Origin of the sequence: Streptomyces pseudovenezuelae (assembly GCF_029892565.1) — a bacterium.
In the GTDB taxonomy this organism is placed as follows: domain Bacteria; phylum Actinomycetota; class Actinomycetes; order Streptomycetales; family Streptomycetaceae; genus Streptomyces; species Streptomyces pseudovenezuelae_A.
Map to the genome: position 1 here is coordinate 373,499 of NZ_JARXVH010000009.1, position 25,632 is coordinate 399,130.

Sequence of the window (25,632 nt, forward strand, 5' to 3'; positions counted from 1 at the left end):
TTAAGCGGAACGACAGGGGGCCCGTGCCGGGCGGGCCGGCTGGGGGTGGGCAGGCCATGGCGGAACGGCAGCACAGGATGAGCGGAGCGGTCGCCGCGGGGGTCTTCGTCTGTGTCGGCTCCCTCGCCGCGAGCGGCTGTTCCGGTGCCGGCGCCACCGCCGACGCCCGCACCTCCGACCCGGTCGAGACCCTGCACCGGGCCGCCGGGACCCTGGTGGACGCGGGCAGTTCGAAGGCGCGGACGTCCATGGAGATGGCCACCGGCGGCACCCGGGTCACCATCCGCGGCGAGGGTGTCTACGACTACCGCCGCCAGGTCGGCCGGCTCCAGGTACGTCTGCCGCAGGACCCGGCCGGCCACACCGAGCACCGGCCCATCACCGAACTCCTCGCACCCGGCGCCCTGTTCATGAAGAACCGGGGCGCCGGAGTCCCCGCCGACAAGTGGGTCCGGGTGGAGACGGCCGCGCTCTCCGACGGGAACCTGGTGACCGGCGGCGCCACCGACCCCTTCGCCGCCGCCGAACTCCTGCGCGGCACCCGCACGGCGACCGATCTCGGCCGCACCGAGCTGGCCGGCACGAAGGTGCGGCACTACCGGGGCGTCGCCGACCTCGCGCTCGCGGCGCGGGGCGCCTCCCAGGGCACCCGGGCCTCCCTCGCCGCGGCGGCGAAAGGGTTCGCCACCGCCGAGGTGCCCTTCGACGTCTATCTCGACGACGAGGGCCGCATCCGCAAGATCAGACACCGATTCGGCTTCGTCAACGGCCGGCAGAAAGGTAACGTCGCGGTGGCCTCGACGACGCTGCTGTACGACTTCGGGGCCCCCGTCGACGTATCCCTGCCGAAGGCGAGTGACATCTACGCCGGGAAGATCGCAGAGGGGTGAGGGCGTGCGCGTGGATCAGTGACGGGCGTCAAGAACTAGCCCTTCCGTGCCATGCGCGGTGTGTAGGCCGCTCCCTACTCTAGGAAGTCGGTGACGGCAGAGAAGAGGTGATGCACGTGGCTCCGGTCGGCGGTACGGCAGTTCAGGACCACGTGGCCCTCGCCGAGATCGAGCTGTGCGGAGACCTGATCATCGCGGCCTCGGCCGCGCGCGAGGACCGGCTCAGCATGGATTGCATCGACGAGGTGCTGAGAGTGGCCGAAGAACGCGAGGAGTCGTTCGGCGGTTGAGCTGGGGCCGGGCGTGCTCAGGTGCGCAGCAGCCGGCCGATCGCCTTCGTGGCCTCCTCGACCTTGGCGTCGATCTCGTCGCCGCCCTTGACGGCCGCGTCGGCGACGCAGTGCCGCAGGTGTTCCTCCAGGAGCTGCAGCGCGAAGGACTGCAGGGCCTTGGTGGAGGCGGACACCTGGGTGAGTATGTCGATGCAGTAGGTGTCCTCCTCGACCATGCGCTGCAGGCCGCGGATCTGGCCCTCGATCCGGCGCAGCCGCTTGAGGTGCTCGTCCTTCTGCTTGTGATAGCCGTGCGTGACGTGCTCGTGGCCGCCGCTCCCGATGTCCTCGGAGGGGGCCGTGGCGCCGGCTTCTGTCGTCGTCATCGCGTCCTCCACGTCACGGGGCGATCACATACCCCTGCTGGGTATATGGTAACGAACTTTGCTGGGTATAGGGCCCTTGGTAAGCCCTCGTGCTGATCACTGTGCCCGATGGGCGACACTGGTGGGCGGCCCATTAGCCGTGGCCGGATGATGCCCTTAGCATCAGCCTGACCGAAACCGATGCAATCCGAGGACCCCTTGTGCGCTTTCGTCTGACCCCCAGGGAGACGAGCTTCTACGACATGTTCGCCGCGTCCGCGGACAACATCGTCACGGGCTCGAAACTCCTGATGGAACTGCTCGGGGCGGACACCGCCGGCCGGGCCGAGATCGCAGAGCGCATGCGGGCGGCGGAACACGCAGGCGACGACGCCACGCACGCCATTTTCCACCAGCTGAACTCCTCCTTCATCACGCCCTTCGACCGCGAGGACATCTACAACCTCGCGTCCTGCCTCGACGACATCATGGACTTCATGGAGGAGGCCGTCGACCTCGTCGTCCTCTACAACGTCGAGGAACTCCCCAAGGGCGTCGAGCAGCAGATCGAGGTGCTCGCTCGCGCGGCGGAACTGACCGCCGAGGCCATGCCGAACCTGCGCACGATGGACAACCTCACCGAGTACTGGATCGAGGTCAACCGGCTGGAGAACCAGGCCGACCAGATCCACCGCAAGCTGCTGGCCATGCTCTTCAACGGCAAGTACGAGGCCATCGAGGTGCTGAAGCTCAAGCAGATCGTGGACGTCCTGGAAGAGGCGGCGGACGCGTTCGAGCACGTGGCGAACACGGTGGAGACCATCGCCGTCAAGGAGTCCTGAGGCGTCGATGGACACCTTCGCTCTCATCGTGACCATCGCGGTCGCGCTCTTCTTCACGTACACCAACGGCTTCCACGACTCGGCGAACGCGATCGCCACGTCCGTGTCGACGCGGGCGCTGACCCCACGGGCGGCGCTGGCCATGGCCGCCGTGATGAACCTGGCCGGTGCCTTCCTCGGCTCCGGTGTCGCCAAGACCGTCAGCGAGGGCCTGATCGAGACGCCCGAGGGCTCGAAGGGGATGGGCATCCTCTTCGCGGCGCTGGTCGGCGCCATCGTCTGGAACCTGGTCACCTGGTACTTCGGCCTGCCCTCCTCGTCCTCCCACGCGCTGTTCGGCGGCATGGTGGGCGCGGCGCTGGCGGGCGGCACCGACGTTCTCTGGCACGGCGTGGTCGACAAGATCCTCGTACCGATGTTCGTCTCGCCGGTGGTCGGCCTGGTCGCCGGCTATCTGGTGATGACGGCGATCATGTGGATCTTCCGGCGGTCCAACCCGCACAAGGCCAAGCGGGGCTTCCGGATCGCGCAGACGGTGTCCGCGGCCGGCATGGCCCTGGGCCACGGTCTGCAGGACGCCCAGAAGACCATGGGCATCGTCGTGATGGCACTGGTGATTTCCGGCCACTCCACGTACGGCGACCCGATCCCGGTCTGGGTGAAGATCGTCTGCGCGTTGATGCTGTCACTGGGCACCTACGCGGGCGGCTGGCGCATCATGCGCACGCTGGGCCGGAAGATCATCGAGCTCGATCCCCCGCAGGGCTTCGCCGCCGAGACGACCGGCGCGGCGATCATGTTCACCACCGCGTACCTCTTCAAGGCCCCGGTCTCCACGACCCACGTCATCACCTCCGCCATCATGGGCGTCGGCGCCACCAAGCGCGTGAAGGCCGTGCGCTGGGGGGTCGCCAAGAACATCGTCCTGGGCTGGTTCATCACGATGCCGGCGGCGGCACTGGTGGCGGCGGGGGCGTTCGGGATCGTGAACCTGGCGTTCCTGTAGGACCTCGGGGCGCGGCCCCGGCAACGACGACGGGCCCGCCCCCGGGAGCCAGGGGCGGGCCCTTCATCGACCTCGCGGTGGCACCGCCATGCAGCACCGCGAGGGGTCCTTCCGGCTCGGGTTCGGCTCAGCCGAATCGGCCGGAGATGTAGTCCTCGGTCGCCTGGACCGACGGGTTGGAGAAGATCCGCTCGGTGTCGTCGATCTCGATCAGCTTGCCGGGCTGACCGACGGCGGCCAGGTTGAAGAACGCCGTACGGTCCGAGACACGCGCCGCCTGCTGCATGTTGTGCGTCACGATGACGATCGTGAAGCGCTCCTTCAGCTCACCGATCAGGTCCTCGATCGCGAGGGTGGAGATCGGGTCGAGGGCGGAGCAGGGCTCGTCCATCAGCAGCACCTTCGGCTCGACCGCGATCGCGCGGGCGATGCACAGACGCTGCTGCTGGCCACCGGAGAGTCCCGAACCGGGCTTGTTCAGCCGGTCCTTGACCTCGTTCCAGAGGTTCGCGCCCTTGAGCGACTTCTCGACGATGTCGGAGAGCTCGCTCTTCTTGTACGAGCCGGCGAGCTTCAGGCCGGCCGCGACGTTCTCGAACACGGACATCGTCGGGAAGGGGTTGGGCCGCTGGAAGACCATGCCGACCTCGCGCCGCACGGCCACCGGGTCGATCCCGGCGCCGTACAGGTTCTCGTCGTCGAGCATGACCTTGCCCTCGACCCGGCCGCCCGACGTGACCTCGTGCATCCGGTTCAGGGTGCGCAGGAACGTGGACTTGCCGCAGCCGGACGGGCCGATGAAGGCCGTGACGGTACGGGGCTCGATGGTCATCGAGATGTCCTCGATGGCCCGGAAGGACCCGTAGTAGGCGCTGAGCCCGCTGACATCAATTCGCTTGGCCATGAAGATCACTGCTTCTTTCGAGGGGGGAGTCTGGTCGCTGTATGGCCGCGTCAGCGACCGGACTTCGGGGCCTTCCAGCGGGCGATGCCGCGAGCCACGAGGTTGAGGATCATCACGAAGGCGATCAGCGTGAGCGACGCCGCCCAGGCTCGGTCGTACGCCGCGTTGGCGCCTGCGCTGTTCGCGTACTGCTGATAGATGTACAGCGGCAACGACTGCTGCGCACCCTCGAAGGGGTTGTTGTTGATGAACCGGTTGCCGAACACCAGCAGCAGCACCGGCGCCGTCTCACCCGCGATACGGGCGACCGCCAGCATGATGCCGGTGGTGATGCCGCCGATGGAGGTCGGCAGGACCACCTTCAGGATGGTGCGCCACTTCGGGACGCCGAGCGCGAGGGAGGCCTCGCGCAGCTCGTTCGGGACGAGCTTGAGCATCTCCTCGGTGGAGCGGACCACGACCGGCATCATCAGGATCGCCAGGGCCAGCGAACCGGCGAAGCCGAAGGGCTCCATGTCGAAGATCAGCATGATGCTGAGGATGAACAGTCCCGCGACGATCGAGGGGATACCGGTCATCACGTCGACGAAGAAGGTGATGGCGCGGGAGAGGTTGCCCCGGCCGTACTCCACCAGGTAGACGGCGGTGAGCACGCCGATCGGCGCCGCCATGATCGTGGCGAGACCGACCTGCTCCAGGCTGCCGATGATGGCGTGGTAGATGCCACCGCCGGGCTGGTTGTCGGTGACGATGCCCATCGAGTGGGTCAGGAAGTAGATGTCGAGGACCTTCGTGCCGCGCGCGACGGTCGTCCACACCAGGGAGATCAGCGGCACCAGGGCGATCAGGAAGGCCACCCAGACCAGCCCGGTCGCGATCCGGTCCTTGGCCTGCCGGCGTCCCTCGACCCGTGCGGAGATCCCGTACGTGCCCACGAGGAAGAGCAGACCGGCGATCAGGCCCCACTGGATCTTGCTGTCCAGGCCGGCGACCAGACCGATGACGACGGCCAGGACCACGGAGCCACCGGCGAACGCGAACGGGGACCACTTCGGCAGGGTCGCGCCGCGCAGCGTGCTGGGGGCGCGGTCGACGACGGGTGCTGGATTGCTCATGCGTTGGCCCCCGAGTACTCCTTGCGGCGGGCGATGATCATGCGTGCCGCGCCGTTGACCAGCAGGGTGATGACGAACAGGACCAGACCGGAGGCGATGAGCGCGTCACGGCCGAACTCGTCCGCCTCGCCGAACTTGCTGGCGATGTTCTGGGCGAAGGTGCCACCGCCCGGGTTGAGCAGGCTGCCGTGGATCAGGAAGTCCGGGGAGAGCACGGTCGCCACGGCCATCGTCTCGCCGAGCGCGCGCCCGAGGCCGAGCATCGAGGCGGAGATGACGCCGGAGCGGCCGAAGGGCAGAACGGCCATCCTGATGACCTCCCAGCGCGTGGCGCCGAGGGCCAGGGCCGCCTCTTCGATCATCTGCGGAGCCTGGCGGAAGACCTCGCGGCTCACGTTGGTGATGACCGGCAGGATCATGATCGCGAGCAGGATGCCGACGGTGAGCATCGAGCGCGGGGCGCCCTCGTCCCACGAGAAGAGGCCGGACCAGCTGAAGTAGTCGTTGAGCCAGCTGAACAGGCCCGTCATGTGCGGTACCAGGATCAGCGCGCCCCACAGGCCGTAGACGATCGACGGCACGGCGGCGAGCAGGTCGATCACATAGGCGATGGGACCGCTCAGCCTGCGCGGGGCGTAGTGCGTGAGGAACAGCGCGATGGCCACGGCGATCGGTACCGCGATGACCATGGCGATGATCGAGGAGATCACCGTGCCGTAGGCCAGGACCGCGATACCGAAGCTCGGCGGCTGGAGGCTGGTGTTCCACTCGAAGGTGGTGAAGAAGTTCGTGTGGTCCTTGCTGATCGCGAGCGAGGCGCGATAGGTGAGGAAGACCGCGATCGCGGCCATGATCACCAGCAGCAGGATGCCCGACCCGCGGGAAAGACCGAGGAAGATCCGGTCTCCGGGTCGGGTGACGCCGCGGGCCGTTGCCTTCTGCTCGGGCTCCGTCGGCTGTGGTGTGGGGGGTGGGGCGTCGGTGTTCTTTGTCGTTATGTCCATCGGGTTCTCCGGTCTGCGGAACCGCACGCGAGGTGCGGCTCTGCGAAGCCGTACGCGACCGTACGGCTCGTGGCGGCGGTGCACCGGACGGTGCGGTCCGGCCCCGGTTCAGGCCCGGGGCCGGGCCGCACGCTCAGATCAGCTCAGGCCCGAGATGGTGGTGCGGACCTTGGCGATGATGTCGTCGGGGATCGGGGCGTAGCCCAGGTCGGGGAGCAGGGCCTGACCCTCCTCCGAGGCGATGTAGGTCAGGAACGACTTCGTGGCGGGCAGGGAAGCCGCCTTGTTGCCCTTGTCGCAGACGATCTCGTAGGTGACGAGGGTGATCGGGTAGGCGCCGTCGGCCTTGGTGGCGTAGTTCAGCTCCAGCGACAGGTCGCTGCCCGTGCCCACGACCTTGGCGTCGGCGATGGCCTTGGTGGCGCTCTCACTGCTGGCCACGACCGGGGCGCTGGCGCCGGTGTCGATGCTGACGGCCTTCACACCGTCGGCGACGTAGGACAGCTCGAAGTAGCCGATGGCGCCGTTGGTCTGCTTGACCTGGGCGGCCACACCGGAGGACTGGGCGGCGGCCTGGCCACCCTTGGCCTGCCAGGCCTTACCGCCGGAGTACTTCCAGTCGTCGGGCGTCGTGGCCTTCAGGTACTTGGTGAAGTTGTCCGTGGTGCCGGACTCGTCCGAGCGGTGGAACGCCTGGATCTTGAGGTCGGGAAGGTTCGCGTCGGGGTTCAGCTTCTTGATCGCCGCGTCGTTCCACTTGGTGATCTTGGCGTCGAAGATCTTCGCGAGGGTCGGGGCGTCCAGGACCAGGTTGTCCACGCCGGACACGTTGTAACCGACCGCGATCGGGCCGCCGACCATCGGGAGGTCGATGCCCTGGCCGCCGGAGCAGACCGACTTGGAGGCGGTGACCTCTTCGGGCTTCAGCGCCGAGTCGGAACCGGCGAAGGCGAGCTGCCCCTGGGTGAAGGAGGTGACACCGGCACCGGAGCCGCCGGCCTTGTAGTTGATCTGCACACCACAGGCCTTGGTGAACTGGGCGACCCAGGCGTCGATCGCGTTCTTCTGCGCGGACGAACCGTCGGAGAGCAGCTGGCCCTTCGCGTCGTCACACTTGATCGAGCCGGCCTGCGTCGAGGACGAGGCGCTGCTGCCGCCGTCGCTGCCGCTGCTGGTGTCGTCGGAGCCGCACGCCGTGAGGACCAGGGCGCCGGAGGCGGCGAGTGCACCGAGGGCGATGGCCCGCCGATTCATGCGCTGAAGCTTCACTGAGGGAGTTCCTTCCAATGCTGCCGTCCTGAATCGGCGGCGTGCGAAGACTGAGTGACGCGGACACCCATTCGAGATGTGCCCGTCATCGGTAAGGCCGAAATTAGGCAGATCAGGTGAAGGCGCCTATGGCCGGAAATGAACGGGAGGTGAACCCCTGCGGACGGTGTGGTTAGGTCACGGAACGCTTACGGGGAGGGCACACAGAGATCCCGGCGCGATCGTTACACAGCCCTACGCGCGTAGGGGGCCCTGACGTCCGTACGGAGTGTCGACCAAGTGGAACCCGTGAGACCGGTGGTTCGTCTCGTTCCACGGAAGCCGACAGGAGGCACAACATGCAACGGCGTACGTTCATCGGAGGCGGCGCGGCCGCGGTGGCGGCGGTGGCCACGACCGCGTGCAAGGGCGGCGCCACGAGTTCCGGCACGTCCACGGACTCCGGCTCCTCGTCCGGTACGTCGGCCCGGGCCGCCGGCACCTCGGCCGCCCCCGCGAACTGGGCCGCCCTCGGCCGTGACCTCGACGGCACACTGGTCCGCCCTGGCGACGCCAAGTGGGCCACGGCCCGCCAGTTGTACAACACCCGCTTCGACGGACTGAAGCCCGCGGCGGTCGCCTACGTCGCCCACACCGACGACATCCGTACGACCCTGGCCTACGCCCGCGCCCACGGCGTCCAGGTCGCCATCCGCAACGGCGGCCACTCCTACGGCGGCTGGTCCTCGGGCAACGGCAAGCTCATCGTCGACGTCTCCAAGCTCAACTCCGCCCGGGTCAGCGGCGGCCAGGCCGTCGTCGGCGCCGGCTCCAAGCTGATCGACGTCTACCGCGCGCTCGCCGCGAAGGGCGTGACGATACCGGCGGGCTCCTGCCCCACGGTCGGCGTCTCCGGTCTGGTGCTGGGCGGCGGCCACGGGGTGGTCTCCCGGGCGTACGGCCTGACCTGCGACAGCCTCACGCAGGCGACGCTGATCACGGCGGACGGCAAGCAGCTGGTCGCGAACTCCAGCACCAACAAGGAGCTCTTCTGGGCCCTGCGCGGCGCGGGCAACGGCAACTTCGGCGTGGTGACCGAGCTGCACTTCAGGACCCACCCGGCGCCGCAGGCCGTCTCCGGCTATCTGACCTGGCCGTGGGCGAAGGCCGCCGCGGTGATCAGGGCCTGGCAGGAGTGGGGCCCGGACCAGCCGGACGAGATCTGGTCCTCGCTCCACCTGGAGAACTCGGGCGGCAACCCGTCCGTCTCCGTCGCCGCGTTCTCACTGGGCACGTACACCGAGCTCCAGAACGCCGTGGACCGTCTCGCCCAGCTGATCGGCGCCGACGCGAGCAGCGTCTCGCTGCGCCGGCGCGGTTACGAGGAGGCCATGGAGATCTACGCCGGCTGCTCCTCGTACTCCGCGCAGGCGCAGTGCCATCTGCCGGGCTCAACCCCGGGGCGCAACGCGCAGGGCGCGCTCGCCCGGGAGACGTACGTCGGGCGCTCCGACTTCTTCGACCGGTCGATCTCGGCGGCCGGTATCCAGACCCTGCTGTCGCAGATGACGTCGGTGCGGGGTGGGTCCGGCAGCATCGCGCTCACCGCGCTGGGCGGGGCGATCAACCGGGTGTCTCCGACGGCGACGGCCTTTGTGCACCGCAGCTCGCGGATGCTGGCCCAGTACATAGTGTCCTGGCAGCCCGGTACGTCCGGCAGTGCGGCTCAGTCCTGGCTGTCCGGGGCGCACGACGCGATGAAGCCGTACGCCTCCGGCGCGGCCTACCAGAACTACGCGGACTCGGCGCTGAAGGACTGGCGCAAGGCGTACTACGGGGACGCGGCCGGGCGGTTGGCCAAGGTGAAGAAGCGGTACGACCCGGATCGGTTCTTCACGTATGCGCAGGCCGTCTGAGGCTCCGTCGGGCCGGTCGTTTTCTGTCCGCGGGTGCTTCGTGGCTTGTCGCGCAGTTCCCCGCGCCCCTTAAGAGGCGCCTCAAGCCGCCAGGTCTCTCTCCTCCACGCCCGCCGCCTCCGTGCGGGTGCCCGGGATCAGGAGGGGGCGGCGCCGCGAGCGGATGAGCCTGCCCGCCCGGGGCGCCCGCTCCACGGCCTGCGTCACCGGCGTCAGCAGGGCCATCGCCAGGGGGGAGAGCAAGAGGGCCACGGCCGTGCCCAGGGCGAAGCCGCCGATGACGTCCGTCGGGTAGTGGACGCCCATGTAGACGCGGCAGAAGCCCTCCAGGAGGGCCAGGCCGATGCCGATCAGGCCGAACTTCCGGTGGGCCACGAAGAGGCCCACGCCGATGGCCATGGTGATGGTGGCGTGGTCGCTGACGAAGGAGTAGTCGGTCTTGCCCGAGACGAGGACGTCGAGGCCCTCGTGGGTGAGGAAGGGGCGGGGACGTTCCACGAAGCCCCGTATCGGGATGTTCACCAGGACGGCGACGGCGGCCGCGAGCGGGGCCCAGACGAGGGCGGCCACGGAGGACGCGGCCTCGGCGCCGCCGCGTCGGCGGACCGACCACCAGCAGGCCAGCACGAGCAGGACCATGGCGATCAGCAGCCCGTACTCACCGACGTACTCCATGCCCCGGTCGAACCAGTGCGGGGCGTCCTTGGCGAGGCCGTTGATGTCGTAGAGCAGGTCGACGTCGGGGTTCGACCCGGATTCGGCGAGTCCAGCCATCGTGCTGCGGCCCCTTCGTCGTCTGCTGCTTCCGGGCGCACTCCTTCGTGCGCCGCGCCTACCCACCCCCGTGGATGTGGATGTAGTTCACGCCGTAGATCACTACGACAACAGGAACGCACGGTCCCGGTTAATACGTTCCACCCTCCACCGAATGATCACCCAGACGTTATCGAAGAGAGACACATCTCCCCAGCTCAGGGGGTGGGTTGACGCTCCGCTCACACCGTCGTGGGGAGTGCTTTCGCGCCATCTTCGGTGACCCGGGTGGCGCCGAAGTAGTCGGGGGTGTCGATCGGGTCGAACCGGATCACGGCCCCCGTCCGGGGCGCGTCGATCATGTACCCGCCACCGACATAGATACCCACGTGCCGGATCGCCCGGGAGTCGGTCAGGTCGTCCGAGAAGAAGACCAGATCGCCGGGGAGCAGCTCGTCGCGCGAGGGGTGCGGGCCCGCGTTGTACTGGTCGTTGGCGACCCGTGGCAGCGTGATCCCGACGCTCTCGTAGGCCGCCTTCGTCAGCCCCGAGCAGTCGAAACGCCCGCCCTCGGCGGCTGTTCCGTTGCCGCCCCACAGGTACGGCGTGCCGAGCTTCTTCTGCGCGTAGTAGATCGCCCCGGCCGCCTGCTTCGACGGATCGACCCGGCTCACCGGAGCCGCGAAGCTCTCCTCCAGGGTCGTGATCGTCTTGACGTAGTTCCGGGTCTCCGCGTACGGCGGCACACCCCCGTACTTGATCACCGCGTAGGAACCGGCGTTGTACGAGGCCAGCATGTTTTCAGTCAGATTCCCGGGGACGTCCTTCACGTACGAGGCGAGTTGGCAGTCGTAGGAAGCGGCCGACGGAATCGCGTCCTCCGGATCCCACACATTGCGTACGCCGTCTCCGTTGCCGTCGATCCCGTGCGTGGCCCAGGTGCCCGGGATGAACTGCGCTATCCCCTCGGCCGCCGCCGGGCTCTTGGCGTTCGGGTTGAACCCGCTCTCCTGGTAGAGCTGCGCGGCGAGCAGGGCCGGGTTGATGGCGGGGCACAGGTTGCCCCACTTCTGCACGATGGTCTGGTACGCGGCCGGCACCGCGCCCTTGGCCAGTGCCTTGCCGCTGCCGCCCACGCCGTTCGCGAGGTTCCCGGCGACGATGTACACCCCGACGACGAGCAGCGTCACGAAGGACAGGCCAGTGCCGGCGGCGACGCCCGCCACGATCCATCCCTTACGCACCGTCAACCGCCCCTCGCCGCCCAGGAGTCCGCGCCCAGGTCAGTGTAGGGGTGGCACCTGTCTTCCGGGGTGATCACGAGAAGCGGAAACCGGACAATACGTAGGCGTTGATCTACGGGTCCTGGGCCGCGTCCTCGTACAGCTCCGCCGACTCCTTGCCCAGCACCACGCTGTAGGAGATGTCGGCCGTGGCACCGCCCTGTTCGTGCCCGCCGAGGATGCCGACGACCTGTCCGTCGCCGTTGACCCAGGGGCTGCCGCTGGTGCCGCCGGTGAAGTCGGGGCAGGCGATGCGCTGTTGGGTACGGCTGTGCGCGACCGGCTTGTTGGTGCAGCTGACCGGCGCCTCGCGGGAGTCGGGATACCCGGTCATGGTCACCGCCGTGGCACCGGTCGCCGTCCCCGCCCTGAACCGGTTCCCGCCGACCACGTCCTCGACGCCCCGCCCGCCCCGGTCGTCGAGCACGGCGAACGCGACGTCGCTGTCCTCGTCCTGCCCCTCGGCCCAGCCGTCGGGCAGGAACCGTCTGCGGACGCTCCACACCCCGTGCGGCGCCGCGCCGCCCCGGTATCCCGGCACGAACACGAGGTCCCCGCCGTCGTCCAGGCAGTGCGCCGCGGTGACGATCACGTCGTGATGCGCGCTGCGCACGACAGAAGCGGTGCAGAAGTGACCGCCGGCGAGGCGGGACGCCCGGTCCGCGTCGAACAGCGCCCCGACCCGCGCGCTCTGCTTCGTCGCGGCGGCGACCGCGGTCACACCGAGCGGCCCGGGACCGTCGTCGGCGCGGGCCAGCGAGGCCGAGGTGACGGCCGGCACGAGCAGCGCGACCGCGACGAACACAGGGCTGCTGATGCGTGAGATGCGCTTCATCGGGCCCCACTCTGACCTAAGAAGGTGAGAATCCGGTCCGCCCTTCTCACCGTACCGGGGGCCTCCCGGCCTCGCCTGCGGGTGCCGCCGCCAGCAGTTTCGCCGCCAGCGCCCGCAGCTGCGCCCGCTCCCCCGCCGTCAGCGCCTGGGCCAGCTCGCCGATCGCGCGGTCGATCTCGGCGCCGCCCTCCTCGGCCAGCTCCCGGCCGGCCGGGGTCAGGCTCACCAGGACGCCGCGCCCGTCGTGCGGTGACGGCACCCGCAGCACCAGCCCCCGCTTCTCGGCGCGGGTGACCAGGCCCGTCATCGAGGACTTGTCCAGGCCGAGATGCCGGGCGAGTTCGAGCATGCCCGGCCGCCGGTCCCGCAGGATCCCGAGCAGCCGGACCTGGACCAGCGAGAGATCGTGCGCGGCCGCGACCCGCGTCAGCACGCCCTGCACCAGAAACGACAGCTGGACCAGGGCGTCCACGGTGTTCAGGGGCTCGTCGGAATCGTTCCGGACCTCGTCTGGCAGGTGACCGGCGGTCATGGCGTCGCCTCCTCCACTTCTCCTAGTACGTGACACAAACCACTTGACCTAGTACGTGCCGCAAACTAACTTCAAAGTAGTACGTGCCACCAACCATACGTCGCCCATCCCGCGGCCACCCACCCCAGGAGCCCCTCATGCACGCAGCCGTCGTCCACTCCTTCGACACCCCGCCCCGCTACGACACCGTCGACACCCCCCGTCCCGAAGGCGAGCACCAGGTCCTGGTCGACGTCTTGGCCGCGGGCCTGCACCCCCGCGTCCGCTCCTCCGCCGACGGCACCCACTACACCTCCGACGGCACGCTCCCCCTCATCCCCGGCATCGACGCGGTCGGCCGCACCCCCGACGGCGGGCTCCTCTACTTCGTCGCTCCCGACGACGCCCCCGGCACCATGGCCGAGCAGGCCGTCGTGGACCGGCGCCGGGCCGTCGCACTGCCGCCGGACACCGACCCGATCGCCGTGGCCGCCGCGATGAACCCGGCCATGTCGTCGTGGATCGCCCTGCGCCGCCGCGTCACGTTGCCGTCGAACGCCCGGGTCCTGGTGCTGGGCGCGACCGGCAGCGCGGGCCGGCTCGCGGTCCAGATCGCCAAGCACCTCGGCGCCGCCCACGTCGTCGCCGCCGGCCGCGATCCCGAACGCCTCGCCCTCCTGCCCGACTTGGGCGCCGACGAGACCGTCTCCCTCTCGGCCGACCCCGACCGGGTCGCCGCCGACCTCGCCCGCACCGCCGCCGACGCGGACGTCGTCATCGACTACGTCTGGGGCCCGGTCGCCGAACAGGCGATGCCCGCCCTCCTCACCGCCCGCCCGGATCGTGCCAAGACCCTCGCCTGGATCCAGATCGGCTCGATGGCGGGCACCGAACTCACCCTGCCCTCCGCCTACCTCCGCGCGGCCGACCTGCGGATCATGGGCAGCGGCCAGGGCTCGGTCAGCACCGCCGGCATCCTCGCCGAACTCCCCTCCCTCGCCGAGCGGATCACCGCCGGGACCTTCGCCGTGGACCCGCTCACGGTCCCGCTCGCCGAGGTCGAGAAGGCCTGGGGCGGTCCGACCTCCCCCGGCCAACGGATCGTGCTGACCCCCGGCGCCTGACCCCACTCACCTGTGTCCCGGCTGTGCGCCGGGTCAAGTCACCCCCATTCCCCCTCCATCGCACCGCCATTGATCAGTAAGCCCACAGGCTCCTTCGGTAATGCGGAAGTCAGGATTCCGAAACGTGTCTTGTTTGTCGCGTACTCAACAAGCAATGGTCTACGCGGGTCGCCGCCCCTGCCGGGAACCCCTGGCAGTCCCCCCACCGCAGGCCTCTGCCCACCCCTCCCAGGAGGCTTTACGTTGCGTACGTCCACCCCCAACACCCCCCACATACGCGCCAGATGGACCCGCATCGGCTCGGCAGCCGCTGCCACCACCGCGCTCGTCCTGGCCGGTCTCGGCACCGCGGTGCACGCGAGCGCCGCAACTCCCGCCGCGCACAAGGCCAGTGCCAAGGAGATCGCCGCGGCGGTCGCCAAGGCCCACGTCACGTACACGTCGGCCTGTGACGCCACCCCCGCCAAGGGCTACGCGTCCTGCAACGCCCTGCGCGTCACCTCCGGCACCACCGCGTTCCAGGAGGCGCAGGCCGCCAAGAAGGGCGTGACGCCCAAGTCGGTCTCCCCCAAGGCGGCTTCGGCCACCCCGACCGGCTACGGTCCGAGCGACCTCCAGTCGGCCTACGGCCTGACCTCGGCGTCCTCCTCCGACGGCGCCGGCGAGACGGTCGCCATCGTCGACGCGTACGACGACCCCAACGCCGAGGCGGACCTGGCCACTTACCGCTCGTACTACGGCCTCTCGGCCTGCACGACGGCCAACGGCTGCTTCAAGAAGGTCAGTCAGACGGGCTCCACGACCTCGCTGCCCACCGCCGACAGCGGCTGGGCCGGTGAGATCTCGCTCGACCTCGACATGGTCTCGGCCATCGCCCCGAAGGCGAACATCCTGCTGGTCGAGGCGAAGTCGTCGAGCATGGCCAACCTGGGCACGGCGGTGAACGAGGCGGTCAAGCTGGGCGCCAAGTTCGTCTCCAACTCCTACGGCGGCTCGGAGTCCTCCTCCGACACCTCCTACGACTCCTCGTACTTCAACCACGCGGGCGTCGCCATCACCGTCTCCGCGGGCGACGAGGCCTACGGCGCGGAGTACCCGGCCGCCTCCAAGTACGTCACCGCGGTCGGCGGCACCAAGCTGTCGACGTCGTCCAACAGCCGCGGCTGGACCGAGTCCGTCTGGAAGACCAGCAGCACGGAGGGCACCGGCTCCGGCTGCTCCTCGTACGACGCCAAGCCCAGCTGGCAGACCGACACGGGCTGCACCAAGCGCATGATCTCCGACGTCTCGGCGGTCGCCGACCCGGCCACCGGAGTCTCCGTCTACGACTCCTACGGCGACGACGGCACCGGCTGGAACACCTACGGCGGCACCAGCGCCTCGTCCCCGATCATCGCGTCGGTGTACGCCCTCGCGGGCACCCCGGGCAGCAGCGACTACCCGGCCCAGTACCCCTACAACGCGGCCGGCACGTCCGCCCTCAACGACGTGACCAGCGGCAACAACGGCTCCTGCACGACGAGTTACTTCTGCACCGCGACGTCGGGCTACGACGGCCCGACCGGCTGGGGCACCCCCCAGGGCCTGGCCGCCTTCACCGGCTGAGCGGGTCCGCAGTACGGCAGCACCTCCCCGTCGGGTCACGGGGAGCCGCCCGAAGGGGAGTACGTGGGGACTCCTCGGCGGCATCGGAAGGAAACGGGTCACGGCAGCCGGCCGCGGCCCGTTTTCCCTTGCGCCCGACGGTGCGTTTCCCTTTGCGTCCGACGGCGTGTTTTCCCTTGAGCCCGCTGTGAGTTGAGTCAAGCGTGCGTCACCCGCGGTCCATTCGCCGGCCCCGGTTCGGTAAGGCGGAGGTCAGGATTCCGGACGCCTCTTGTTGTCGCGTACTCAACAAGCGCATCGTCGTCGCAGGCCGCCGCCCGTCGCCGGGACCCCACACCGACGGCATCGCACCCGCACCGCCCCTGTTCCACCCCACCAAGGAACATCAGGAGGCTGCACGATGCGTTCCACTCTCCCCGACAGACCCTCCGTACGCAGCGGTTGGCGCCGGCTCGGCACCGCTGCAGCGGCCACCGCCGCACTGCTCCTCGCCGGCTTCGGCACCGCCGTCCAGGCAGACGCGGCCTCCTCGGCCGCCACCGCGAAAGCGACCTGGACCGCGACCCCCTGTGCCACGCCCCAGCACAAGGGCGAACTCGCCTGCAACTCCTACCGGGTCACCGGCGGGCTCACCGCCTACCAAAAGGAACAGGCCAAAATTACGGGCGTCACGCCGAAAGCGGCCGACGCCGCCACCCCGTCCGGCTACGGCCCCACCGACCTCCAGTCGGCCTACGGTCTGACCTCCGCCGCCGCCTCCAACGGCGCCGGCGAGACCATCGCCATCGTCGACGCCTACAACGACCCCAACGCCGAGGCCGACCTGGCCACTTACCGCTCGTACTACGGCCTCTCGGCCTGCACGACGGCCAACGGCTGCTTCAAGAAGGTCAGTCAGACCGGCTCGACGACCTCCCTGCCCGCGTCGGACACCGGTTGGGCCGAGGAGATATCCCTCGACCTCGACATGGCCTCCGCCGTCTGCCCCAACTGCAGCATCCTCCTGGTCGAGGCGACCTCCGCCACCATGGCCAACCTCGGCACCGCGGTGAACCGCGCGGTCACCCTGGGCGCGAAGTACGTCTCCAACAGCTACGGCGGCTCCGAGTCCTCCTCGGACACCTCCTACGACTCCTCGTACTTCAACCACACGGGCGTCGCCATCACCGTCTCGGCAGGCGACAGCGGCTACGGCGCCGAGTACCCGGCGGCCTCCAAGTACGTGACCTCGGTGGGCGGTACGGCCCTGTCCAAGGCCACCTCCACCACCCGCGGCTGGAGCGAGACCGTCTGGAAGACCAGCAGCACCGAGGGCACCGGCTCCGGCTGCTCCTCCTACGACACCAAGCCGACCTGGCAGACCGACACCGGCTGCACCAAGCGCACGATCTCGGACGTCTCCGCGGTCGCCGACCCGGCCACCGGAGTCTCCGTCTACGACTCCTACGGCATCACCGCCGGCTGGTACACCTTCGGCGGCACCAGCGCCTCGTCCCCGATCATCGCGGGCGTCTACGCCCTGGCCGGCACCCCGTCCACCTCCTCCTACCCGGCCTCCTTCCCCTACGCGAAGGCCGGCACCTCGGCCCTGAACGACGTGACCAGCGGCAACAACGGCACCTGCTCCACCACCTACCTGTGCACCGCCCAGTCGGGATACGACGGCCCGACCGGCTGGGGCACCCCGGAGGGCGTATCGGCCTTCACCGGCTGACCGACTGACCCTCCGTCACCGAACGGGCCGCGGCAACCAGCCGCGGCCCGTTCGCCGTGCCGGGATACCCTTCACCCGGAGAACATCGGCGCGACCGCTCACCCGACCGACCGTCAGAAACGGCCCTGGTCATAGAAGGGGTCAACGACGGAACCACACGACAGGTTTCGCTCAGGCCTCATTGCCCGGCGTAACCTGCCGTGATACACAGAGTGACCGTACGAGGTATTCGTACGAAACCCGCCAACCAATGCCGTCAAGTCGACATACGACGGCGCCATTGTCGGCGAGAATGAGCTGACCTCTGCGCCATGGCAGGGGCCGCGGAACCGGAACTACCGAACAGGGGCGGTGACTTACATGCTCTTTGCGGCCGACAAGGGAGACATCAACACCATCATCGGCGGGATCGCTCCGGACTGGGGCCCCTTCGGCAGCCTGGGCAACGAGGCCAAGGTGATGATCGAGGTCGTGATGGCGGTCGCCATCCTGCTCTGCCTCGCCCTCGCCATCTGGGGCGCCGCCAAGCAGCGCATCGGCGCGACCGCCCTCCGGGACACCTTCAGCGCGGAACAGGGCAAGGGCCTCATCATCGCCGGTCTCACGGGAGTCTTCATCATCGGCTCCCTGGGCACGCTCTTCACCATCGTGTACGGCATGGCCGTCTGACAGGCGTGTTATCCCTCGCCCTCCGGGCACGCCCGGTAACCGTCTACCCATCCGCCCCGTCGTGCCCACCGGCTGAGGTTGCGTCTCCCTGATGTCGAGTCACCACACCGCGCCCGCGCGGACCCCAGCACGGCTACCGTCGTATGCGTATGACTACGAGGCGGAGAGGGCGTACGCGGCATGAGTCTCGGAGACGACCACGAGCCCTCCGGGGGTTACGGCGGCACCGGTCAGACCCGCACCCGACTCCCGGAGGGCACCAGCGACGTCTACGGCGGCGCCCGCAGAACCGGCCGCTCCTCCTCCCGCAGCCTGGTCACAGTGGTCGGCGTGGTCGTCCTCCTCATCGCCGCAATCGCATTCGCGAACCGCGGCGGAGACGATTCCCCTGCGGATACCGGAGCGGCTGACAAGCCGAAGACGTCGACGACGGCGGCGAGCGGCGAGAAGGCCGTGCAGTCGAAGGCGGCGGGGATCCCGACGGGGTACACCCATGACGGGACGGGTGCACAGAGCGCGGCGGCCAACTACTCGGTGGCGCTGGGCTCGGCGGACATGTTCAACACGAACAGACGGCACCAGATCGTCAGCACTGTCTACGCCCCCGATGTCGCCACTGCCCGGCAGACCGACCTCGACAGCGCGTACTCCAGTGAGAAGTTCCTGACCAATATCGGTCTCAGCAAGGACGGCACCGCGCCGAGCGGCCAGACCTTCGTCTCCCGTGTCATCCCGGTGGGCACCAAGGCCACGTCGTCGAGTGCGAGCGCCGCCAGCGTCGAGGTCTGGTACACGTCGCTCTTCGGTCTGTCCGGCGAGAGCTCGACCAACCCGGTGTCCGAGAGTTGGTACACCACGACGTACCAGCTGAAGTGGATCGACAACGACTGGAAGGTCACCGACTTCCAGCAAAAGGACGGACCCGTGCCGGTCGGGCGCGATCAGCAGGCCTCCACTGCCGACGACATGACGAAGGCCGTAGAGGAGTACGGAGGGTTCACGTATGCGCGCTAACCACCGCTTCCTCAAGGTCACCGCCGCCGTCGCCGCCGTCCAGGCCACCGCTGTGCTGCTGGCCACCCACGCCGTCGCGGCCCCCACACCGAACCCGACGACGAGCAATGACCCTTGTGACCTCATCCGCGGCCCCGCCAAGGACTACTGCGAACGCGGCAGCAACGACAAGGGCACCGGCGGCTCCACCTCCATCGACCCCACCGGCACCCTCGACCCGCTCTCCTCCTTGGCAAAGGGCTGTGCCGACGCCGCCTCCTGGACCATCGACAAGCTCAGTACCGCCGTGAAGGACACCGCGAACGTCGACTTCACGAACGCCAAGTTCCTGCAGCAGTACGCCGTCGTGTTCGCCGCGTCGACGATCCTGACCCTCCTGCTGTGGCTGCTGGCCGTGGCCAAGCGAGCCGTGCGCGGGGTCCCGTTGACCACCGCCATCTCGGAGGCGATCGGCTTCCTGTGGCTGACGGTGATCGCGTCCGCGTTCACGCCCCTGATCCTCTACACGATCGTGTCCGCGACCGACGGCGTCACCGACGTCCTCGCCAAGACCACCGGCAACCAGACCGACACCTTCTTCGGCACCTTCTCCGGCGCCCTCGGCAAGGGCGAGGACATCGGCGGCGGCCCGATCATGCTGATCGTCGTCTCCCTGGTCAGCATCCTCGCCGCCGGAGTCCTCTGGCTGGAGCTCGTCATCCGTGCCGCCCTGCTCTACGTGGGCGCCCTGCTCGGCACGGTCGTCTACGCCGGCCTGGTCGACAAGAACCTCTGGGGCCACGTCCGCCGCTGGGCCGGCATCATGATCGCCGTCATCCTGGTCAAACCGGTCATCGTGATCGTGCTGGGCCTGGCCGGCGCCCTGTCCTCCGACAACGGCCCGGACTCCTTCTCCGCCGTCGTCTCCGGCCTCGCGATCATCCTGCTCGCCATCTTCGCCAGCGCGATGATCTACCGCTTCGTCCCCGGCTTCGGCGACGAGATCGCGAACGGCCGCAACAACCGCATCATGCAGGGCGCCGAGGGCAAGGCCGCCGCGGTCATCAGCTCCCCGGCGACCATGGTCGCGCAGGGCATCAAGACGCACAGCGCCCGCGCGAACGACGGCGGAGGCGGCGGCCAGTCCTCCGGCGGCGGCGCCCGTCCGTCCAACCCGGTCAGCGGCGGCGTAGCAGCCCACAGCACCCGGACCCCGAACGGTGGTGGCGGCGGATCTGTCCCCTCCGCCGCACCCGCACCCCGTTCGGCGAGCCCGGTGAACACCCCGCACGCAGGCAACACCCGCAACAACCGCACGGGAGGTGAAGGGCGTTGACGACCGAGTCCCACCTGTCCCATCCGATCACGCCCCGCCGTACGTATCTCATCGGCCGCGCCCGGCCGAACGCGATCGTCGGCCGGAACCGCGAGTCCGGCGAGATCGCGCTCATCATCGCGGGCGCGTTCCTCGGCATGATGTGCGGGCTCCTGGTCCCCGTCCTCTCCCTGCGCATCGTGCTGCTGATGGGCTTCCCGCTGGTCGCGCTGGCGGCGGTCTACGTGCCGTACAAGCACCGCACCTTCTACAAGTGGTTCGAGATCAACCGCAGTTACAAGCGCTCCCTGAAGCGGGGCACGGCCTACCGGTCCTCCGTCATGGAGGCCGGCATCCAGTTCGACGGCCGCGAGGTCGAGATCGGCCCACCGCCCGGCATCGGCCGCATCAACTGGCTGGCCGCTCCCTTCGGCCCCGACGAGATCGCCGTACTGCTGCACGCGGACCGCCGCACGGTCACCGCGGCGATCGAGATCGAGGGCCCCGGCGTCGGCCTGCGCGACTCCGAGGACCAGGAAGCCCTCGTCGACCGCTTCGGCACCCTGCTCAAGCACGTAGCCAACGGCGACGGCTTCGTCACCCGCATCCAGATGCTCGCCCGCACCCTCCCCGCCGACCCGGACGCCCACGCCAAGGACGTCTCCCTGCGCGGCGACGAGAAGGCACTGCCCTGGCTGGCGCAGTCCTACGACCAGCTCCAGTCGATGGTGTCCACCAGCAGCGAGCAGCACCGCGCCTACCTCGTCGCCTGCATGCACTTCACCCGCGAACTCTCCGCCGAGGCCCACGCGATGGCCCGCGCGGCCCGCCCGCAGAGCGGCCGCAAGGTGGACCGGGACGCGGGCCTCGCCGTCGTCATGGCCCGCGAGCTGACCGACATCTGCTCGCGTCTGCAGGAGGCCGACATCCGCGTACGACAGCCCCTCGGCCAGGGCCGTCTCGCCTCCCTGATCCACTCCATGTACGACCCCGACCACCCCATCGACCACATCCAGGCGATGACGAAGCGCAACGCCTGGCCGGCCGAGCTGGACGCCATGGAGCCGACCTACCTCCAGGCCAAGACCCGCGAGTCCTCCACCCGCGCCCCCTGGTGCCACGCCACCGCCTGGGTGAAGGAGTGGCCGATGACCCCGGTGGGCGTCAACTTCCTTGCCCCGCTGCTGGTTCACACCCCGGACGTCATCCGCACGGTCGCCGTGACGATGGACCTCGAACCCACCGAGGTCGCCATCGAGCGCATGCTGACCGAGAAGACGAACGACGACGCGGAGGCCTCCCGCGCGGCCAAGATGAACCGCACCGTGGACCCGCGTGACGTGGCCGCCCACAACCGCATCGACCAGCGCGGCGAGGACCTGGCCAGCGGCGCGGCCGGCGTCAATCTGGTCGGCTACATCACCGTCTCATCCCGCAATCCCGAGGCCCTGGCGCGCGACAAGCGCACGATAAGGGCCTCCGCCGGCAAGTCGTATCTGAAGCTGGAGTGGTGCGACCGCGAGCACCACCGCGCCTTTGTGAACACCCTCCCGTTCGCCACCGGCATTCGAAGGTAGGGGCCATAAGCATGCGGGATCCGCTGTCCGTCCTCACCGACTCCTTCACGTCGTTCCTCTTCGGCAAGATCGAGACGACCCGCCTGCCGGTGCGCACCTCCACCGGCCAGGCCCAGGCGGTCTACCTCCCGACCGCCGCACCGGGCCTGGGCGACTCGGGCGTGATCATCGGCCGCGAGGTCTACTCCGGCAAGGGCTACATCTACGACCCCTTCCAGCTCTACGGCCAGCAACTCCCCGCCCCGCACTGGCTGGTGCTCGGCGAGTCCGGCAACGGCAAGTCGGCGCTGGAGAAGACGTACGTCCTGCGCCAACTGCGCTTCCGCGACCGCCAGGTGGTCGTCCTGGACGCGCAGGGCGAGGACGGGGTCGGCGAATGGAACCTCATCGCGGAGGAGTTGGGTATAACCCCCATCCGCCTGGACCCGACCGCCGCTCTGGACATGGGGATTCGCCTCAATCCCCTCGACCCGGCGATCACAACCACGGGCCAACTCGCGCTGCTCCGCACGATCATCGAGGTGGCGATGGGCCACGGCCTCGACGAGCGCTCCGGCTTCGCGCTCAAGGTCGCGCACGCCTACGTCAACGAGACGATCGTCGAACGCCAACCCGTCCTCATGGACATCGTCGAGCAACTGCGCCACCCGGAACCGGAGTCGGCCGAGGCGATGAACGTCGCCATAGACGACGTACGCGCCTGGGGCCTGGACGTGGCACTGGTCCTGGACCGGCTGGTCGACGGTGACCTGCGTGGCATGTTCGACGGCCCGACGACGGTCGGCATCGACCTGGACGCGCCCCTCATCGTCTTCGACCTGTCCCACATCGACCGCAACTCCATCGCCATGCCCATCCTGATGGCGATCGTCGGCGTGTGGCTGGAGCACACCTGGATCCGCCCCGACCGGAAGAAGCGCATCTTCCTGGTCGAGGAGGCCTGGCACATCATCAACAGCCCCTTCGTGGCCCAACTCTTCCAGCGCCTGCTGAAGTTCGGCCGCCGCCTCGGCCTGTCCTTCGTGGCGGTCGTGCACCACCTCTCCGACGTCGTCGACGGCGCGGCGGCGAAGGAAGCGGCCGCGATCCTCAAAATGGCCTCCACCAGAACCATCTACGCCCAGAAAGCCGACGAGGCACGGGCTACGGGCCGGGTCATCGGCCTACCGCGCTGGGCCGTGGAGATCATCCCGACCCTCACTCCCGGCATCGCCGTGTGGGACGTCAACGGCAACGTCCAGGTGGTCAAACACCTGATCACGGAGACGGAACGCCCCCTGGTCTTCACGGACCGCGCGATGACGGAGTCGTCCACCGACCAACGCGCCGCGGACGACGCCCTGCACGCCGCCGAGCTGGAGGCGGAGGAGCGGGCCGCCGCCTTCGTGGAACAACACCTCGCCGACTACGACGACTCGTCCGAGTCGACGGTGGCCTAGCGGGAGGCTGACGTGGTCAGACCGGACGAACAACGACGGGACGGCCAGGGCGGCGTCCCCGACGGCCTGCTGATCGGCATACTCGCCTTCCTGCTCGGCATGACCCTGCTGGTCTGGTCGGCCACGGGCCTCGCGGGCTTGTTCGCGCACGGCGCATGGCCGACGGCGGTCACCTTCACGCATACGCCGGTGGCGATGCGGCACCTCATGGGGCAACCGCACGACCTCGTCGCCGCCTGGCCCACCACCCCGCCGGCCCAACTCTCGGGCTACGGGCTGTTCTGGGGCCTGTTCATCGGCCAGCTGATGATCCTGTTCGTCCTGACCGTGTTCGTGATGGGCACGGTGGCCCGCTGGCGGGCGGTCCGGGCGAGACGACGTACGGGCGAAACGGCAAGGGACGCGGAACTGCAGGAGAAGTACCAGGAGGCGTACGAAGTACCCACGCCCCGCGCGGAACCGACCCCGGTGGAGGCCGTCCCGGCCCAGCCGACGGCTCCGCTCCCCATGGCCCAGTTCCCGGCAGAAGCGCCCGCAGAGGCGCCTGTCGCCCCGCCACCGCCTCTGTTCGACAGCAGCCGGACGTCCGGCGTCTCCACGGTGCTCCTGGCCCCCAGAGAGGACCGCAGAGCCACGGCCGCCCAGGCGGTACGAGACGCCGAGGGCCCCGTCCTCGTCATCACCTCGAACCCCGCCGTCTGGTCGGACACCAAGGACGCCCGCGCCAAGCTGGGCCCGGCCCACCTCTACGACCCCGCGCACCTCTGTGACACCCCGGCCCGCCTCCACTGGTCCCCCACCACGGGCTGCGAGGACAAGCAGACGGCAGTGGCACGGGCCACCGCCCTGCTCACCCCGATCCGCCCGACGGCCAAGCTGGACCAGGCCCTGACGGCCACCGCCGAAACGCTCCTGCGCAGTTATCTGCACGCCGCCGCGGTCGACGGACGCACCATCCGCCACGTCCACCGCTGGTCCCAGGGCACCCAGGTCCAGGACGCGGTCCGCATCCTCCGTACCAGCCCCAAGGCGGCCCCAGGCTCGGCCGGCGAACTCGAGGCCGCGCTCACCGCACACCCCGAACGCCGTGACATGGCCCAGGAGTTGACCGGCCGCGCGCTCTCCTCGCTCTTCACGGTCAACATCCGCGAGGCCTGCACTCCCAACCGAACCGACGCGCTCGCCCTGGATTCCTTCATCGACGAAGGGGGCACGCTCTATGTCGTGGGGGAGTCAATCGAGGACCCCAGGACGAACCCGGGCGCAATGCCCCTCCTGACGGCCCTCGTCTCCAGCGTGGTCGAGCGTGGCCGGCACATGGCCGAACGGTCATCCTCCGGTCGCCTCGACCCACCACTGACGCTCGTCCTGGACGACGTCGCCGCCGTGGCTCCGCTTCCCCAGCTCCCGGAGCTGCTGTCCAACGGCGCGGAACGGGGCCTGCCCACCCTGGCCCTGCTCCGCTCCCGGGAACAGGGCCGCGCCCGCTGGCCGCACGACGAACTGCCCGTCTGACAGCTCAGTCCCGCTCGCCGCCACTCACTCCGGCGGATCCAGTACGAACTCCAGCTCCGCGTCCCCGGGGCTCTTCTCCAGCGGAATCGTCCGCCCGCTGGGCACGAACCCCGCCCGGCGATAGAAGGCCTGCGCCCGCCCGTTGTCCGTGTGCACGATGAGCCGCACCCGCTCGACCCCACGCGCCCACGCCCACTCCAGGCCGGCATCGAAGAGCACCTCGGTGAGCCCGATCCCCCGGTGCTCGGGCAGCACGAACACTCCTACGACATGCCCCTGCTTCCGGTCGATCGAGAACCCGGCCCAGTCCGTCGTCCCGGGCTCCTCTATCAACACCGTCAACGTCCCGACCCACTCGCCGTCGGGCCCCTCGGCAATGATCTGCTGCGCGTCCAGCCGGCCCTCGGCGCCATTGGCGGTGCGCTCCCGCCAGAAGGAGTCCGGGTGCGCCAACGCCTCCTCGTGAGTCTCCAGGAAGGCGAGATGCGCGACAGGATCTTGCAGCGCAGTAAGCCGCAGCGTCTTCGCCGCAGGCCACTCGTCGGGACGTACGGAACGGACCTTGTAGTTCATGTCGGCCACGGTAGCCGAACGCAGAAAACCCCCGTACCGATTTACGGTACGGGGGTTTTCCTAAAGATTGTTCGGCGGTGTCCTACTCTCCCACAGGGTCCCCCCTGCAGTACCATCGGCGCTGTAAGGCTTAGCTTCCGGGTTCGGAATGTAACCGGGCGTTT

At 69.1% G+C, this 25,632-nt stretch carries 24 protein-coding genes and 1 rRNA gene; 14 read left to right on the top strand and 11 right to left on the bottom strand.

Annotation, left to right across the window (positions count from 1 at the left end; all coding sequences use genetic code 11):
* Positions 1-56: 56 nt before the first annotated feature.
* Complete coding sequence (locus M2283_RS29345) at positions 57-890, top strand: hypothetical protein (RefSeq protein WP_280879425.1); 834 nt, start codon at positions 57-59, stop codon at positions 888-890.
* 110 nt (positions 891-1,000) lie between these two features.
* Positions 1,001-1,180, top strand: a complete 180-nt coding sequence (locus M2283_RS29350; RefSeq protein ID WP_280879426.1) for a hypothetical protein — start codon at positions 1,001-1,003, stop codon at positions 1,178-1,180.
* 17 nt (positions 1,181-1,197) lie between these two features.
* Here M2283_RS29350 and M2283_RS29355 read toward each other — a convergent pair whose 3' ends face one another.
* On the bottom strand, positions 1,198-1,548 hold the full coding sequence (locus tag M2283_RS29355; RefSeq protein WP_280879427.1) for a metal-sensitive transcriptional regulator: 351 nt from the start codon (positions 1,546-1,548) through the stop codon (positions 1,198-1,200).
* 200 nt (positions 1,549-1,748) lie between these two features.
* On the opposite strand from M2283_RS29355, the gene M2283_RS29360 reads away from it, so the two are divergent.
* Together M2283_RS29360 and M2283_RS29365 are read left to right on the top strand one after the other, a co-directional pair.
* Positions 1,749-2,369: a DUF47 domain-containing protein gene (locus tag M2283_RS29360; RefSeq protein WP_026151758.1), complete on the top strand. Its 621-nt coding sequence runs from the start codon at positions 1,749-1,751 to the stop codon at positions 2,367-2,369.
* A gap of 7 nt (positions 2,370-2,376) precedes the next feature.
* Positions 2,377-3,375 carry an inorganic phosphate transporter gene (locus M2283_RS29365; protein WP_280879428.1) on the top strand — a complete coding sequence of 333 codons (999 nt, stop codon included), beginning with the start codon at positions 2,377-2,379 and terminating at the stop codon, positions 3,373-3,375.
* A gap of 127 nt (positions 3,376-3,502) precedes the next feature.
* Here M2283_RS29365 and pstB read toward each other — a convergent pair whose 3' ends face one another.
* The 4 genes from pstB to pstS all read right to left on the bottom strand — a co-directional run bounded on the left by pstB (position 3,503) and on the right by pstS (position 7,667).
* Positions 3,503-4,279 carry a phosphate ABC transporter ATP-binding protein PstB gene (gene pstB, locus M2283_RS29370; protein WP_280879429.1) on the bottom strand — a complete coding sequence of 259 codons (777 nt, stop codon included), beginning with the start codon at positions 4,277-4,279 and terminating at the stop codon, positions 3,503-3,505.
* A 50-nt stretch (positions 4,280-4,329) separates the two neighbouring features.
* Positions 4,330-5,394, bottom strand: coding sequence for a phosphate ABC transporter permease PstA (pstA, locus tag M2283_RS29375; protein WP_280879430.1), 1,065 nt, complete (start codon positions 5,392-5,394; stop codon positions 4,330-4,332).
* Positions 5,391-6,398 carry a phosphate ABC transporter permease subunit PstC gene (gene pstC, locus M2283_RS29380; RefSeq protein ID WP_280879431.1) on the bottom strand — a complete coding sequence of 336 codons (1,008 nt, stop codon included), beginning with the start codon at positions 6,396-6,398 and terminating at the stop codon, positions 5,391-5,393. Before pstC ends, pstA begins: the two co-directional genes overlap by 4 nt.
* A 138-nt stretch (positions 6,399-6,536) precedes the next feature.
* Positions 6,537-7,667 carry a phosphate ABC transporter substrate-binding protein PstS gene (gene pstS / locus M2283_RS29385; protein WP_280879432.1) on the bottom strand — a complete coding sequence of 377 codons (1,131 nt, stop codon included), beginning with the start codon at positions 7,665-7,667 and terminating at the stop codon, positions 6,537-6,539.
* A 338-nt stretch (positions 7,668-8,005) separates the two neighbouring features.
* Here pstS and M2283_RS29390 point away from each other — a divergent pair, with 338 nt between their 5' ends.
* Positions 8,006-9,562: an FAD-binding oxidoreductase gene (locus M2283_RS29390; protein WP_280879433.1), complete on the top strand. Its 1,557-nt coding sequence runs from the start codon at positions 8,006-8,008 to the stop codon at positions 9,560-9,562.
* Positions 9,563-9,643: 81 nt separating this feature from the next.
* Here the strand turns inward: M2283_RS29390 and M2283_RS29395 are convergent, their stop codons facing one another.
* The 4 genes from M2283_RS29395 to M2283_RS29410 all read right to left on the bottom strand — a co-directional run bounded on the left by M2283_RS29395 (position 9,644) and on the right by M2283_RS29410 (position 12,965).
* Positions 9,644-10,336 (bottom strand): phosphatase PAP2 family protein, encoded by a 693-nt coding sequence (locus tag M2283_RS29395; RefSeq protein ID WP_280879434.1) that lies wholly within the window; start codon positions 10,334-10,336, stop codon positions 9,644-9,646.
* A gap of 221 nt (positions 10,337-10,557) precedes the next feature.
* Entirely contained in the window at positions 10,558-11,565 is a 1,008-nt protein-coding gene (locus tag M2283_RS29400) for a bifunctional lytic transglycosylase/C40 family peptidase (RefSeq protein WP_280879435.1), read from the bottom strand.
* A gap of 106 nt (positions 11,566-11,671) precedes the next feature.
* On the bottom strand, positions 11,672-12,433 hold the full coding sequence (locus tag M2283_RS29405; protein ID WP_280879436.1) for a trypsin-like peptidase domain-containing protein: 762 nt from the start codon (positions 12,431-12,433) through the stop codon (positions 11,672-11,674).
* A gap of 46 nt (positions 12,434-12,479) precedes the next feature.
* Positions 12,480-12,965: a MarR family winged helix-turn-helix transcriptional regulator gene (locus tag M2283_RS29410; protein WP_280879437.1), complete on the bottom strand. Its 486-nt coding sequence runs from the start codon at positions 12,963-12,965 to the stop codon at positions 12,480-12,482.
* Positions 12,966-13,102: 137 nt separating this feature from the next.
* Here M2283_RS29410 and M2283_RS29415 point away from each other — a divergent pair, with 137 nt between their 5' ends.
* The 9 genes from M2283_RS29415 to M2283_RS29455 all read left to right on the top strand — a co-directional run bounded on the left by M2283_RS29415 (position 13,103) and on the right by M2283_RS29455 (position 24,895).
* Entirely contained in the window at positions 13,103-14,068 is a 966-nt protein-coding gene (locus tag M2283_RS29415) for a quinone oxidoreductase family protein (RefSeq protein ID WP_280879438.1), read from the top strand.
* A 243-nt stretch (positions 14,069-14,311) separates the two neighbouring features.
* Positions 14,312-15,673 (top strand): S53 family peptidase, encoded by a 1,362-nt coding sequence (locus M2283_RS29420; RefSeq protein ID WP_280879439.1) that lies wholly within the window; start codon positions 14,312-14,314, stop codon positions 15,671-15,673.
* Positions 15,674-16,073: 400 nt separating this feature from the next.
* A complete protein-coding gene (locus M2283_RS29425) occupies positions 16,074-17,387 on the top strand; it encodes a S53 family peptidase (protein ID WP_280879440.1) in 1,314 nt (437 codons plus the stop codon).
* Positions 17,388-17,747: 360 nt separating this feature from the next.
* Positions 17,748-18,056 (top strand): hypothetical protein, encoded by a 309-nt coding sequence (locus M2283_RS29430; RefSeq protein ID WP_280879441.1) that lies wholly within the window; start codon positions 17,748-17,750, stop codon positions 18,054-18,056.
* 180 nt (positions 18,057-18,236) lie between these two features.
* Positions 18,237-19,070 (top strand): hypothetical protein, encoded by an 834-nt coding sequence (locus tag M2283_RS29435; RefSeq protein WP_280879442.1) that lies wholly within the window; start codon positions 18,237-18,239, stop codon positions 19,068-19,070.
* Positions 19,060-20,385 carry a hypothetical protein gene (locus M2283_RS29440; RefSeq protein ID WP_280879443.1) on the top strand — a complete coding sequence of 442 codons (1,326 nt, stop codon included), beginning with the start codon at positions 19,060-19,062 and terminating at the stop codon, positions 20,383-20,385. The genes M2283_RS29435 and M2283_RS29440 overlap by 11 nt, the downstream gene beginning before the upstream one ends.
* The gene (locus M2283_RS29445; protein ID WP_280879444.1) at positions 20,382-21,941 is read left to right on the top strand and encodes an SCO6880 family protein; all 1,560 of its coding nucleotides are present in this window, start codon (positions 20,382-20,384) and stop codon (positions 21,939-21,941) included. The genes M2283_RS29440 and M2283_RS29445 overlap by 4 nt, the downstream gene beginning before the upstream one ends.
* Positions 21,942-21,952: 11 nt before the next feature.
* Entirely contained in the window at positions 21,953-23,380 is a 1,428-nt protein-coding gene (locus tag M2283_RS29450; protein WP_280879445.1) for an ATP-binding protein, read from the top strand.
* A 12-nt stretch (positions 23,381-23,392) separates the two neighbouring features.
* Positions 23,393-24,895 (top strand): type IV secretory system conjugative DNA transfer family protein, encoded by a 1,503-nt coding sequence (locus tag M2283_RS29455; protein ID WP_280879446.1) that lies wholly within the window; start codon positions 23,393-23,395, stop codon positions 24,893-24,895.
* Positions 24,896-24,919: 24 nt separating this feature from the next.
* On the opposite strand, the gene M2283_RS29460 is transcribed toward M2283_RS29455, so the two are convergent.
* A complete protein-coding gene (locus M2283_RS29460; protein ID WP_280879447.1) occupies positions 24,920-25,468 on the bottom strand; it encodes a GNAT family N-acetyltransferase in 549 nt (182 codons plus the stop codon).
* A 69-nt stretch (positions 25,469-25,537) separates the two neighbouring features.
* A 5S ribosomal RNA gene (gene rrf / locus M2283_RS29465) occupies positions 25,538-25,632 on the bottom strand; the annotation flags it as partial.